The sequence below is a fragment of the Noviherbaspirillum humi genome, assembly GCF_900188095.1.
Lineage (GTDB): Bacteria > Pseudomonadota > Gammaproteobacteria > Burkholderiales > Burkholderiaceae_D > Noviherbaspirillum > Noviherbaspirillum humi.
Genome location: NZ_FZOT01000015.1, coordinates 49,227 through 62,891 on the forward strand (window position 1 = coordinate 49,227; position 13,665 = coordinate 62,891).

The 13,665-nt window shown below is 65.9% G+C and carries 11 protein-coding genes and 1 tRNA gene; all 12 read right to left on the reverse strand.

What is annotated here, in order from left to right; translation table 11 throughout:
- The 12 genes from glyS to mutL all read right to left on the reverse strand — a co-directional run bounded on the left by glyS (window position 1) and on the right by mutL (window position 13,507).
- On the reverse strand, window positions 1–2,097 hold the full coding sequence (gene glyS / locus CHB88_RS18340; protein WP_089400805.1) for a glycine--tRNA ligase subunit beta: 2,097 nt from the start codon (window positions 2,095–2,097) through the stop codon (window positions 1–3).
- Between the two features lie 45 nt (window positions 2,098–2,142).
- A complete protein-coding gene (glyQ, locus tag CHB88_RS18345; protein ID WP_089400888.1) occupies window positions 2,143–3,054 on the reverse strand; it encodes a glycine--tRNA ligase subunit alpha in 912 nt (303 codons plus the stop codon).
- Between the two features lie 52 nt (window positions 3,055–3,106).
- Window positions 3,107–4,663 (reverse strand): apolipoprotein N-acyltransferase, encoded by a 1,557-nt coding sequence (gene lnt / locus CHB88_RS18350; RefSeq protein WP_089400889.1) that lies wholly within the window; start codon window positions 4,661–4,663, stop codon window positions 3,107–3,109.
- A 189-nt stretch (window positions 4,664–4,852) separates the two neighbouring features.
- Window positions 4,853–5,743, reverse strand: coding sequence for a CorC family transporter (locus tag CHB88_RS18355; protein ID WP_089400806.1), 891 nt, complete (start codon window positions 5,741–5,743; stop codon window positions 4,853–4,855).
- 93 nt (window positions 5,744–5,836) lie between these two features.
- Window positions 5,837–6,301: an rRNA maturation RNase YbeY gene (gene ybeY / locus CHB88_RS18360; protein ID WP_089400807.1), complete on the reverse strand. Its 465-nt coding sequence runs from the start codon at window positions 6,299–6,301 to the stop codon at window positions 5,837–5,839.
- Entirely contained in the window at window positions 6,282–7,331 is a 1,050-nt protein-coding gene (locus tag CHB88_RS18365) for a PhoH family protein (RefSeq protein ID WP_245845068.1), read from the reverse strand. The genes ybeY and CHB88_RS18365 overlap by 20 nt, the downstream gene beginning before the upstream one ends.
- A gap of 38 nt (window positions 7,332–7,369) precedes the next feature.
- Window positions 7,370–8,710: a tRNA (N6-isopentenyl adenosine(37)-C2)-methylthiotransferase MiaB gene (miaB, locus tag CHB88_RS18370; protein ID WP_089400808.1), complete on the reverse strand. Its 1,341-nt coding sequence runs from the start codon at window positions 8,708–8,710 to the stop codon at window positions 7,370–7,372.
- 49 nt (window positions 8,711–8,759) lie between these two features.
- The gene (locus CHB88_RS18375; protein ID WP_089400809.1) at window positions 8,760–9,074 is read right to left on the reverse strand and encodes a hypothetical protein; all 315 of its coding nucleotides are present in this window, start codon (window positions 9,072–9,074) and stop codon (window positions 8,760–8,762) included.
- 184 nt (window positions 9,075–9,258) lie between these two features.
- Window positions 9,259–9,335, reverse strand: a tRNA-Met gene (locus CHB88_RS18380).
- Window positions 9,336–9,373: 38 nt separating this feature from the next.
- A complete protein-coding gene (miaA, locus tag CHB88_RS18385; protein WP_089400810.1) occupies window positions 9,374–10,330 on the reverse strand; it encodes a tRNA (adenosine(37)-N6)-dimethylallyltransferase MiaA in 957 nt (318 codons plus the stop codon).
- Window positions 10,323–11,549: a multidrug effflux MFS transporter gene (locus CHB88_RS18390; protein ID WP_089400811.1), complete on the reverse strand. Its 1,227-nt coding sequence runs from the start codon at window positions 11,547–11,549 to the stop codon at window positions 10,323–10,325. The genes miaA and CHB88_RS18390 overlap by 8 nt, the downstream gene beginning before the upstream one ends.
- Before the next feature lie 11 nt (window positions 11,550–11,560).
- Window positions 11,561–13,507: a DNA mismatch repair endonuclease MutL gene (mutL, locus tag CHB88_RS18395; protein ID WP_089400812.1), complete on the reverse strand. Its 1,947-nt coding sequence runs from the start codon at window positions 13,505–13,507 to the stop codon at window positions 11,561–11,563.
- Between the last annotated feature and the right edge of the window lie 158 nt (window positions 13,508–13,665).

A 13,665-nucleotide genomic window follows, 5' to 3' on the forward strand; every position in this document is an offset into this window, starting at 1 on the left:
TCATGCAGCCAGCTTCGAAATGTCGGCGACGCGGTTCATCATGCCGTGCAGGCCGGACAGCAGCGCCAGCCGGTTGTTGCGCAAACCTTCATCCTCGGCCATCACCATCACGTCGTTGAAGAAGGCGTCGACGTCGTTGCGCAGCCGCGCCAGGGTTTGCAGCGTGCCGGCGAAGTCGCCGGAAGCGAAGGCGGCATCGACGCGCGGCTTCACTTCCTGCATCTGCGCGAACAGGCTCTTCTCGGCGTTTTCCTGCAGCAGGCCGTTGTCGACACGGTCGCCGGCAACGCTGGTTTTCTTCAGGATGTTGGTGATGCGCTTGTTGGCCGCCGCCAGGGATTCGGCTTCCGGCAGCGCGGCGAAGGCGCGCACCGCGTCCAGGCGCTCGATGATGTTGTCGAGGCGATCCGGCTGCTGCGCCACCACCGCCTCGATCTCGTTCTGCGCATAGCCGCGCTCGCGCAGCAAGCCGCGCAGGCGGTCGTGGAGGAAGGCGGTCAGCTCGGCGCCGGGCTGCCTGAAGTTGGCATTGCCGGCGAACAGGGCGGTAGCGCTGTCGATCAGGAAGGACAGACCGAGCGGCAGGCGCTTCTCGATCAGCATGCGCAGCACGCCGAGGGCATGGCGGCGCAGGGCGAACGGGTCCTTGTCGCCGGTCGGCTGCAGGCCGATGCCCCAGATGCCGACCAGGGTTTCCAGCTTGTCGGCCAGCGCCACCACGGTGCCGGTCTGGGTTGCCGGCAAGGCGTCGCCGGCGAAGCGCGGCTGGTAATGCTCGAAGATGGCCAGGGCCACTTCCTCCGGCTCGCCGTCGTGGCGGGCGTAGTAGGTGCCCATGATGCCTTGCAGCTCGGGGAACTCGCCCACCATGTCGGTCAGCAGGTCGGCCTTGGCCAGCAGGGCGCCGCGCTCGGCCAGCGCCGCGTCGGCGCCCGTCCGGCCGGCGATGGCCCGCGCCAGCGCGCACAGGCGCTCGGTGCGCTGGGCCTGGGTGCCGAGCTTGTTGTGGTAGACCACATTGCCCAGGCCGAGCAGGCGCTCTTCCAGGCGCTTCTTCTTGTCCTGCTCGAAGAAAAACTTGGCGTCGGACAGGCGCGGCCGCACTACCCGCTCGTTGCCGCCGATGATGTGCCGCGGGTCCGTGGTCTCCAGGTTGGAGACGATCAGGAAACGCGAGCGCAGCTTGCCGGCGGCGTCGGTCAGGGCGAAGTATTTCTGGTTGGTCTGCATCGTCAGGATCAGGCACTCCTGCGGCACCGACAGGAAGATTTCCTCGAACGCGCATTCATAGACCACCGGCCACTCGACCAGTGCGGTGACCTCATCCAGCAGCGACTCCGGCATCAGCACGGTGTCGGCGCCAGCCTTTTCCAGCAGCGCGGCGCGGATCTTCTCGCGGCGTTCGGCGAAGGGCGCGATCACCTTGCCTTGGGATTGCAGCGCGGCGGCATAGTCGTCCGCCCCGGCAATCGTGATCTCGCCGGCGGACAGGAAGCGGTGGCCGAGCGTGGTGCGGCCGGCTTCCAGGCCGAGCAGCGACAGCGGCAGCACGTCTGCGCCATGCAGCGCGATCAGCTGGTGCACCGGGCGCACGAACTGCACCGTCTCGCCATCCGGGCGCTGGTAGCTCATCACCTTCGGGATCGGCAGCTTGGCAATCGTTTCTTCGAGCGCCGCCTGCAGGCCGGCATGTAGCGCCGAACCCGGCGCGGTGTAGCTGTAGAACAGGCTTTCCGCCTTGCCATCGATGGCGCGTTCGAGCTGTTCCAGCTTGATCTCGCCCACGCCGATGTTCTGCGCCATGGCACCCAGTTTCTTCATCAACGGCGCCGTCGGATTGCCGCTGGCGTCGAGGCCCACGGAAACCGGCAGCACCTTTTCCCGCATCGCCTTGTCGGGCGAGCTGGTGCGCACGTCGGTGATGGTCACCGCCAGGCGGCGCGGCGTGGCGAAGGAAGTAACGATCGAGCCCGGCTCGACGAAGTCGCGCGCCTTGAGGGCATTGAAGATGCCGCTGGCGAAGGCGTCGCCCAGCTTGGCGAGCGCCTTCGGCGGCAATTCTTCGGTCAGCAGTTCTACTAGCAGTGTCTGGTTCATAAGGTCATCGGGCGGTAGCCGCCATGTTGTTCTTGGTGCGCCGGCTCAGGCGGCCTGGCGCGCGTCGCCGCACATCGGGAAGCCGAGCTTCTCGCGCGACTCGAAATAGGCCTGGGCCACGGCGCGGGACAGGTTGCGGATGCGGCCGATGTAGGCGGCGCGCTCGGTCACCGAGATGGCGCCGCGGGCATCCAGCAGATTGAAGGTGTGGGCAGCCTTCAGTACCATCTCGTAGGCGGGCAGGGCCAGCGGCACTTCCATCAGGCGCTTCGCTTCGGATTCGTAGTTGCCGAACAGGGAGAACAGGAACTCGGTGTTGGAGTGCTCGAAGTTGAAGGTCGACTGCTCGACTTCGTTCTGGTGGAACACGTCGCCATAGGTCAGGCGCTTGGTGATGCCGTTCTCCTCCCACTCGGTCCACACCAGGTCGTAGACGTTTTCCACGCCCTGCAGATACATCGCCAGGCGCTCGATGCCGTAGGTGATCTCGCCCAGCACCGGCTTGCAGTCGAGGCCGCCGACCTGCTGGAAATAGGTGAACTGGGTCACTTCCATGCCGTTGAGCCAGACTTCCCAGCCGAGTCCCCAGGCGCCGAGGGTCGGGTTTTCCCAGTCGTCCTCGACGAAGCGCACGTCATTCTGCTTCAGGTCCAGGCCGAGCGCCTGCAGCGAGCCGAGGTACAGGTCGAGGATGTTTTCCGGCGCCGGCTTGAGCACCACCTGGTATTGGTAGTAGTGCTGCATGCGATTCGGGTTCTCGCCGTAGCGGCCGTCCTTGGGGCGGCGCGACGGCTGCACATAGGCGGCGCGCCAGGGTTCCGGGCCGATGGCGCGCAGGAAGGTGGCGGTATGCGAGGTGCCGGCGCCGACTTCCATGTCGTAGGGCTGGAGCAGGGCGCAGCCTTGCGCGTCCCAGTATTCCTGGAGCTTGAGAATGACTTGTTGAAATGTCAGCATGTTGGATTTCTGGCCGGCGGCGGTGCCGGCCATGGTGAGAGGTGGGTTTTTGCTAAACCTGTGATTCTAGCGGTTTTTGCCCGGCTTTAAGCGATTCACGGCTGCCTGCGCCGCCGTTGTCAGGCTGGCCGCCGGTGCGGCGACCGATCGCGCAGGCGAACACCAGCGCCAGCAGCGCCAAGGTCACCGGCAGCTTGTTGCCGAAGTAGATATAGGGCGTGATGCCGGCATGGCCCTGGACCGAGGCCGACAGCACGCCGCGCACGAAGGGCGGCAGCTGGGCCTGCACCCGGCCCTTGGGATCGATCACCGCCGTCATGCCGGTATTGGTGGAGCGCAGCATCGGCCGCCCGGTTTCCAGTGCCCGCATCTGCGAAATCTGCAGGTGCTGCGGCAGCGCCACGGAATCGCCGAACCAGGCGATGTTGGAGACGTTGAGCATCATCGTCGGCTGCGGCAGGTTGGCGAAATAGCTCTGCGCGATCTGGCCGGCGATCTCCTCGCCGAACAAGTCCTCGTAGCAGATGTTGGGCAGCACCCGCTGGTCCTTCACCGCGAACGGTTTCTGCACCGCGGCGCCGGGCGTGAAGTCGCCGAGGGGGATGTTCATCATGTCGACGAACCAGCGCGCCCCCGGCGGAATGAACTCGCCGAAGGGCACCAGGTGATGCTTGTCGAAGCGGTAGGCCGGCAGCGGGGCGAAGGGCGCGATGCCGATCACGCTGTTGGCGTAATTGGTCGGGCTGTCGTTGACGGCGATGCCGAGGGCGATGCTGCTGCCCGATTGGCGCGCGAATTCCGCCAGCTTCGGCAGGTAGTCGGCGGGCACGTTCTTCAGCAGCATGGGCAGCGCGGTTTCCGGCGTGGCGATCAGGTCGGCCGGACGCTGGCGGATCAAATCGTCATACAACTGCAGCGTGGCCTGCAGCTGCTCCGGCGCGAACTTCATTTCCTGCGGCACATTGCCCTGCACCAGGCGCACGCTGATCGGCTGGCCGCTGGGCCGGGTCCAGTCGACGAGCTTGAGCAGCGGACCGGCGGCCAGCAGCACCACCGGCAGCGCTACTGCCGTCCGTGCCCCGGCAAAGGCGACCAGCCCGCCGGCGATCAGCGCCGATACCCAGGCCAGGCCGTAGACGCCGATGACCGCCGCATAGCCGGCCAGCGGACTGTTGCTGTGCGCATAGCCGGAGCTGACCCAGGGGAAGCCGGTAAACAGCCAGCCGCGCACCCACTCCGCCAGCGTCCACAGGGACGGCAGGAGCAGGACCAGCAGGTTCGCCGGGCCCGCCGTCCAGCGCCGCGCCAGCCAGGTGGCGCCGGCCATGGCGAAGGCGACATAGGCGCTCAATCCCGCTGCGAGCAGTGCGACCGCCAGCACCGACATCCACGCCGGCATGCCGCCGTAATCGTGCATGCTGATGTGCAGCCAGTGGAAGCCGGCCGCCAGCCAGCCGAAGCTGTAGGCCCAGCCGAGCAGCGCGCTGCGGCGCGGTGCGACCTGGTGACGCACCATCCAGAACAGCAGCGCGAGCGTCAGGATCTGCAGCGGCCAGGCGCCGAAAGGGGCGAAGGAAAGAATGTTGAGCGCGCCGGCGATGCACAGCATCAGGGGCGCGAGCGGCGAGGTTTGCAGGAAAGCGGTGGGCGTCTTCACTCTGGAACGATGGGCGCCGTCGACGGCAGAAGTGGCAAAGCGCCCACTATAGCGCGACTGGCGCCATCATTCTTGCGGATGATCGGCTGGAAGCAGGTGCCGGCCGCATGTTGGAACGGCCGACGCTTCGGGCAGGAACGCTCAGGAATTGCCGGATGCAACCAGTGGCTGGGTTTCCAGCTTCTCCACCAGCAGCAGCTGCACCTGGCGGGCATCGGCGCGCAGCACCTCGAAGCGCAGGCTGCCGATCTCGAAGGCTTCACCTTTCTGCGGCACGCGGCCGAGATGGTGCGCCACCAGGCCGCCGACGGTATCGACATCCTCGTTCGGCAACTGGCTGCCGAATACCTCGTTGAAATGCGCGATCTCAGTCAGTCCGCGCACCCGCCAGCGCTGGCGCGGGCTGCCGTCGCGCAGCGGCAGGATGTGGTCGGCATGCTCGTCGAGGTCGTACTCATCCTCGATGTCGCCGACGATCTGCTCCAGCACGTCCTCGATGGTGATCAGGCCCGACACGGCGCCGTATTCATCGATGACGATCGCCATGTGGTTGCGGTTGGCGCGGAAGTCGCGCAGCAGCACATCCAGGCGCTTGGTTTCCGGAATGAAGATGGCTGGGCGCAACATCTGCCGCAGGTCGAAGGATTCGTCGGCGTAGCAGCGCAGCAAGTCCTTCGCCAGCAGCACGCCGACCACCTTGTCGCGGTCGCCGTCCACGGCGGGGAAGCGGGAATGGCCGGTCTTGAGCAGCATCGGCAGCCATTCCTTGATCGGGCGGGTGATGTCGACCACGTCCATCTGGGCGCGGGGCAGCATGATGTCGCCGGCGGTCAGGTCGGCCACCTTGAATACGCCCTCGATCATCGCCATGGCATCGGCGTCGATCAGGCTGCGCTCGTGGGCATCGTGCAGGATTTCGAGAATTTCGCTCCGGTTTTCGGGTTCCGGGGAAATCAGGGCGGTGAGACGTTCGATCAGCGAACGTTGGGGTTTGGCATCAAATAGTCTGACACCACTAGGGTGATCTTGCATATGGCGTGAGCCGTAGTTTCGAAGGTCTATAGCATACAGCAATTGGACCATGGTGCACGGCGGCGGTTGCGCCGCCTTCTGCAGCAGGTCAATTCAATCCTGATGTTGGTATGGATTTGGAAATCCCAAGCTTTCCAGGATTTCAACTTCCAGTCCTTCCATCTCTTCCGCTTCCTCGTCGGTCTCGTGGTCGTAGCCCTGCGCATGCAGCACGCCATGGACCACCAGGTGCGCCGCATGGTGTTCCAGCGGCTTGCGCTGCTCCTGCGCCTCGCGCTGCAGCACGTCGGTGCAGAGGATGATGTCGGCCTGGGTGACTTCGCTGTCCTCGTCCTCAGTGTAGGCGAAGGTGAGCACATTGGTGGCGTAGTCCTTGCCGCGGAAGTCGCGGTTGAGGGTCTGTCCTTCCTCGGCGTCGACGAAGCGGATGGTAAGTTCGGCCGGCGCGAACAGCGCCGCCTTGATCCAGCGCCGGAGATCTGCGGCGGGCACCTGAGCCTTGAGGCGCGGATCGGGATACTGCACGGAAAGCGTGAGCTTATTTTTTGGTGGTGGCATTGCGGAGGACGGCGGTGCGCGGCGGGGTCGCGGCATCATAGGCATCGACGATGCGCGCCACCAGCGGATGGCGCACCACGTCGGAACTGTCGAAACGGGTGAAGGAAATGCCGCGCACGTTGCCGAGAATCTTCATGGCATCGACGAGGCCGCTCTTCTGGGTGCGCTGCAGGTCGATCTGGGTGATGTCGCCGGTCACCACCGCCTTGCTGCCGAATCCGATGCGGGTGAGGAACATCTTCATCTGCTCCGGCGTGGTGTTCTGCGCCTCGTCCAGGATGATGAAGGCATGGTTCAGTGTGCGGCCGCGCATGTAGGCCAGCGGCGCGATCTCGATCGCCTGCTTCTCGAACATCTTCTGCACCCGGTCGAAGCCCATCAGGTCGTACAGGGCGTCGTAGAGCGGGCGCAGGTAGGGATCGACCTTCTGCGCCAAGTCCCCCGGCAGGAAGCCTAAGCGCTCGCCGGCTTCCACCGCCGGGCGGGTAAGCACGATGCGCTTGATGGCGTCGCGTTCCAGGGCATCCACCGCGCAGGCCACGGCCAGATAGGTCTTGCCGGTGCCGGCCGGGCCGATGCCGAAGCTGACGTCGTGCTCCAGGATCGAGCGGATGTACTGGCTCTGGTGCGGCGTGCGGCCGCGCAGGTCGCTGCGGCGGGTCTTGAGCACCGGGTCGGGAATCTCTTCCTCGCCGGCATCTGCGCCGCCTTCCTCGTCGCCCTTGGCCGGCTTCGCGGCCTTCGGCGCCGGGGCGCCGCCGGCACGCTGTTCCACCAGCGCCAGCTGTATGTCTTCAACCGAGATCGGCTCGTCGGCTGTCTCGTAGAACTGCTCCAGCAGTTCGAGCGCCTTGGGCGCATTGCCGCCGCCGATGACGAACTTCTCCCCGCGGCGGAAGATGGTGACATCCAGCGCCGCCGAGATCTGGCGCAGGTTTTCATCCATCGGTCCGCACAGGTGGGCGAGACGCTTGTTGTCGACGGGGTCGGGAAGGAATTGCAGGGGCTGGGCGTGGGCGGAGGTCTTCAAAATGGGATCGGTAAAGGGACTCGGGTAGTCGCTAAGATTCACTGTTTGATAACAAGTTCGCCGCGCAGCGAATGCGGGAAGGCCTTGACGATGTTGACATCGAGAATCTGGCCGATCAGCCGCGCGGCATTCGGGCCGCCGTCGAAGTTGACCACCCGGTTGTTCTCGGTGCGCCCCTGAAGTTCGCTCTCGTTCTTGCGGGAAGGCCCTTCGACGATGATGCGCTGCACCGTGCCGACCATGCTCTCGCTGATGCGGCGGACGTTGGCTTCGATGGTGGCCTGCAGGCGCATCAGGCGCTTCTGCTTGACCTCGTGCGGCGTGTCGTCCTCGAGGTTGGCGGCCGGCGTGCCGGGACGCGGGCTGAACAGGAAGCTGAAGCTGGAATCGAAGCCGACGTCCTCGATCAGCTTCATCAGCGCCTCGAAGTCAGCATCGGTCTCGCCCGGGAAGCCGACGATGAAGTCGCTCGACACGCAGATGTCGGGCCGCACCTCGCGCATGCGGCGGATCACCGACTTGTATTCGAGCGCGGTGTAGCCGCGCTTCATCGCCATCAGCACCCGGTCGGAGCCGTGCTGGGCCGGCAGGTAGAGATGGTTCACCAGCTTCGGCACCTTGGCATAGGTATCGATCAGGCGCTGGGTGAATTCCTTGGGATGGCTGGTGACGAAGCGGATGCGTTCGATGCCCGGGAACTCGGCGATGTACTCGATCAGCAGGGCGAAGTCGGCGATCTCGCCGTCGGCCATCTGGCCGCGATAGGCATTCACGTTCTGGCCGAGCAGGGTGATTTCCTTCACGCCCTGCGCTTCCAGGCCGGCGACTTCGGCCAGCACGTCCTCGAAGCGGCGCGACACTTCCTCGCCGCGGGTGTAGGGCACCACGCAATAGCTGCAGTACTTGCTGCAGCCTTCCATGATGGAGACGAAGGCGGTGGCGCCTTCCACCCGCGCCGGCGGCAGGTGGTCGAACTTCTCGATCTCGGGGAAGCTGATGTCGACCTGCGGCCGGCCGCTGTCGCGGCGCCGGCGGATCAGGTCGGGCAGGCGGTGCAGGGTCTGCGGGCCGAACACCACGTCGACATAGGGCGCGCGCTTGACGATGGCCTCGCCCTCCTGGGAGGCGACGCAGCCGCCGACGCCGATCACCAGATTGGGGTTGATCGCCTTCAGTTCGCGCAGGCGGCCGAGGTCGGAAAACACCTTCTCCTGCGCCTTCTCCCGCACCGAGCAGGTATTGAGCAGGATGACATCGGCTTCCTCCGGCGTGTCCGCCTTGACCAGGCCGTCGGAGGCCTGCAGCACGTCGGCCATCTTGTCCGAGTCGTACTCGTTCATCTGGCAGCCGAAGGTTTTGATGAAGACTTTTTTCTGCATGGGATTCAATTCGTGAAATATCCGGCCGGACGGCCAATTGCCTGCCCGGCTACTTGGCCCGCGCCTCATCCGGCGTGAGGATCCACACGCGGTCGATCTCGCCGTGCGAATCTTCGGTATAGCGCACCGGCAGGTCGCTGCCGCGCAGCGAGGCCGGCATCTCGATCAGATTGTCCTGGTTCCAGATGCGGGCGCCGGGCGCGAGCTGGCGTCTGTCGCTGTTGATCTGGATTTCCGGATACGGCGCGGGCGTCATCAGGCCGCGCTTGGTATTGGCCGGGAATGGACGCTGGTCGGTATCGGCCGACGCCATCGGACTCGTCAGCAGGCAGGCAAGCATGATCAGGAAACGCCGTATCGGCATCTATTCCTCGCGTCGGCAGGGTGAAAGCCGCCGGTTCGGCGGCAAAGTCGATCGATGATTATACATCGGCGCCCAGGCCGCCTTTTTCGAGGTGCCAAAGGCCATGCCGAGCGGCGTCAGCAGGCGCGCAAAGCAAAAAAGCCAACCTGGAGGCTGGCTTTTTGTCCGCTGTGCGCGGGAATTCTGGTGGTGATAGGTGGACTTGAACCACCGACCCCAGCATTATGAGTGCTGTGCTCTAACCAACTGAGCTATATCACCAGGAGAGCCCTAAATTATGCAGGCCCAAGTCGCTGCTGTCAAGATACGTCCGCCGGTTTTTCTCCCAGTTCTTCGAGAACCGCCGCCATCACTCTCTCAGATGCATCCGGCGCCAGGCAATCGATCACCAGGCGCTCCGGCATCGCCCGCAGCCAGGTAAGCTGGCGCTTCGCCAGCTGCCGGGTGGCGGCGATGCCTTTCTCGCGCAGCGCAGCCAGGTCGTACCCGCCATCGAGATACTCCCATGCCTGGCGGTAGCCGACGCAGCGCATCGATGGCAGGCCGGGATGCAGGTCGCCGCGCTGGCGCAGCGCCTCCACTTCCTGCAGCAGACCGCCGGCTTCCAGCATGGCGTCGAAGCGGCGGGCGATGCGTTCATGCAGCCGGCTGCGCTCGGACGGCTCCAGCGATATCGGCAGCAGGTCGAACGGCAGGGTTTCGCGCGCCTGCTGCGCCAGCCAGTGCGACATCGGTTTTCCGCTGAGGAGATAGATTTCCAGCGCGCGCTGGATGCGCTGGGAATCATTCGGCTTGAGGCGGGCGGCGGTGTCGGGATCGATGCCCGCCAGACGCGCATGCAGCGCCGGCACGCCATGTTCGGCTGCTTCCGTGTCGAGCTGCGCGCGCAGTGCGGCATCGGCTTCCGGCAGTTCGTTCAACCCGTCGCGCAGCGCCTTGTAGTACAGCATGGTGCCGCCGACGATCACCGGCAGGCGGCCGCGAGCGCGAATCTCGTCCACCAGTTGCAGCGCATCGCGCCGAAACTGCATCGCCGAATACGCTTCGAGCGGATCGAGGATGTCGATCAGGTGATGCGGCGCGGCCGCCCGTTCCTGCGGGGTCGGCTTGGCGGTGCCGATGTCCATGCCGCGGTAGACCAGGGCCGAATCCATGGAAATGATTTCCACCGGCATGCGCTCGGCCAGCGCCAGCGCGGCGGCCGTCTTGCCCGAAGCAGTAGGCCCGACGATGGCCACGGCTTTGGCTTTAGCCATGCGCCACCTCCGGCGCACGGGTGGCGACCTGAAGGCTGGCATACACCAGCATGCCGAGCACGCAGGCGATGATGGCCAGCGGATAGAGCGTGCCGTTGTGGGTGGCGCCGACCACCGTGCCGACCAGCAGCGCCACCAGCATGTTGAGCGCGCCCATCAGCCCGGCGGCGGTGCCGGCCTGCTGCGGAAACGGCGTGACCGCGCCCGACTGCGCTATCGGAAAGTTGATGCCGTGGGCGCTCATGATCAGAAACATCACGACCAGCACCTGGCTCCAGTGCGCCACGCCGGCGGCCACGCTGGCGAGGAACAGCAGTCCGGCGCCCATCGAAAGCAGCGTGCCAAGGCGAAAGGCGGATTGCGTGCCCATGCGCGGCAGCAGGCGCCGGCACAGCAGGGTGCCGATCAGGTAGCCGGAGACGCCGAAGGCGAAGCAGAAGCCGAACCAGGCGGTGGGCACGGTCAGCACGCGGATCAGCACGATGGATGAGCCCGAGATGAAGCAAAAGATGGCGCCGTAGGAAAACGCGCCGGGCAGGGCATGCAGCCAGAATTCACGCGAGCCGAGGATGAGGCGGTAGCTGGCGAGCAGGCCGCGCGGATCGGTGGCATGGGGATTCTTCACCGTGTTCGTCTCCGGCAGGCGCTGGATGGTAAGCAGCAGCACGACGGCGGAAATCAGGGTGTGGGCGACGAAGGCGGCGCGCCAGCCGAAGGTTACCTGCAGGTAGGAGCCGAGGATGGGACCGAGCAGGGGCGCGAGCGACAGCCAGGTGCTGCAGCGGGCCATGACGCGCGCGCCGTCCTGCGGTGCATAGGCATCGCGCACGACGGCGCGGGCGATGATGACGCCGGCGCAGCAGCCGAGCGCCTGCAGGAAGCGGGCGAAGATCAGCATCGCCATCGAGGGCGCCAGCGCGCACAGGATGCTGGCCGCGAGATAGAGGCTGAGCCCGGCCAGCAGTACCGGGCGGCGGCCGAAGCGGTCGGACAGCGGCCCGACGATGAGCTGGGCGCCGCCGAAGCCGATGACGAACAGCGACAGCGTGAGCTGCACCGTCGACAGCGGCACACCGAAGCCGGACGCGAGGCTGGGCAGGGAAGCCAGGTAGAGGTCGGTGGACAGCGGCTGCAGCGCCATGAAGGCGGTGACGAGCAGGATCAGGGGCGCATGGGCGAAAGCCGGCAGCGGCTGGGCAGTCGAAGTGTGGGTGGGCATTGAACTGAAGCTTATTGGCCGCGCAGGAATAGCCGGTCGAGATCGGTGAGGGCGAGCTGGGTCCAGGTCGGGCGGCCGTGGTTGCACTGGTCGGCGCGTTCGGTGGCTTCCATCCGGCGCAGCAGTGCGTTCATTTCCGGGACGGTGAGGCTGCGGTTGGCGCGCACCGCCGTATGGCAGGCCAGCGTGCCGAGCAGTTCGTTGCGCCGCTCCACCAGCACCCGCGAGCCGCCGAAATGATGCAGGTCGCGCAGCACGTCGCGCGCCAGCGTCTGCGCATCGGCATCGCGCAGCAGGGCGGGAACGGCGCGCACCGCCAGCGTGGTCGGCGACAAGGGAGCGATGTCGAAGCCGAGCGTGTGCAGCGTCTCGGCGTGTTCCTCCGCGGTGCCCACCTCGACCGCGTCGGCATGGAAGGTCACCGGAATCAGCAGCGGCTGCACCGGCATCTTGTCCTCGCCGAGCGCCTGCTTCAGCTGTTCGTAGAGGATGCGTTCATGGGCCGCATGCATGTCCACCAGCACCAGGCCGTGGCGGTTCTGCGCCAGGATGTAGATGCCGTGCAGCTGGGCCAGCGCGAAGCCGAGCGGGAAGTCGTCGGCTTCGGTGTCTCGCGCCGTCGCGTTCGCTGCAGCCTGGGCGGGGGCGGCTGCCTCGCTTTGCACAGTTTGCATGGCCGGCGTGCCGGTGCCGGTCGTCGCTCTTTCTGGCGCAGGAACGAAGGGCGCTGGCTGCCACGTGGTGGTCGGACGCGCGCCGGATGCAGATGGCTTCGCCGCGCCGTCGTCGCGGAACAGCGCGCCGTAATTCGCCGTGTTCTGCGCCACGCCAAAGCCGGCGCGGAAGCTGGTCTGCTGCTGCTCGCGCAGCCAGGGCAGAATCTCGGTGTTCTGCGGCGGCTTGGGCGTGGCCGTGGCTGCCGCTTGCGGTCCGGGCACGCTGCCGCCATCGGTGGCCGAGGTGCGCGCCAGGGCACGACTGACGGCATGGAAGATGAACTGGTGAATGGCCCGGCCGTCGCGGAAACGCACTTCGATCTTGGAGGGATGCACGTTCACGTCCACCTGCGCCGGATCGAGGTCCAGCCACAGCACGTAGGAAGGGAAGCGGTCGCCGTGCAGCACGTCCTGGTAAGCCATGCGCACCGCATGCGTCAGCAGCTTGTCGCGCACGAAGCGGCCGTTGACATAGAAGTATTGCGAATCGGCCCGGTTGCGCGCCGCCGTCGGCAGGCCGACGAAGCCGGACAGGCGCAGCTCGCCGCTGTCTTCATCGAGCGGCAGGCGCACCTCGGCGAACTCGTCGCCGAAGATCTGCAGGCTGCGCTTGTCGATGCCGCCCGCATTCCAGTGGTCCACCGTCTTGCCGTTGTGCGACAGCGAGAAGGCGACGTCGGGACGCGACAGCGCGATGCGCCGCACCGCCTCGCTGCAATGGCCGAATTCGGTCTGGTCCGACTTCAGGAACTTGCGCCGCGCCGGGGTGTTGAAGTACAGCTCGCGCACGTCGATGGTGGTGCCGACCGGTCCGGAAGACGGGGTCGGCTGGCTTTCGTGCGAGCCGCTGATTTCCCACGCATGCTCGCCATCGGCCGTGCGCGAGGTGATGGTCACCTGCGCCACCGAGGCGATCGAGGCCAGCGCCTCGCCGCGGAAGCCGAGCGTGCCAACGTTTTCCAGGTCGTCCAGGGACGCAATCTTGGAAGTCGCATGCCGCGCCAGCGCCAGCGCCAGCTGTTCCGGCGGAATGCCGCAACCGTTGTCGGTGATCGCAATGCGCTTGACGCCACCCTGTTCCAGACGGATGGTGATCTGCGTCGCCCCGGCGTCGAGCGCATTTTCCAGCAGCTCCTTGACCACGGCGGAAGGGCGGTCGACCACCTCGCCGGCGGCGATCTGGGAGATCAGCTGGTCGGAAAGCGGCTTGATGATGCGGGGGCGGGGCAGCGGGGCGTTCATGCCATCGATTATACCTTTGCACCCTTTTTCCAGCCGGGCGCCAGGGCACTGGCGATGCCCGCATTTCTTCAGGTTAAAACGCTGCAAACCTCCGCTTTTTTCAGCTTTGAGCGCCGATGCGCTGGTGTATCATGCGGGCGGCTTACTTACGGAGTAAA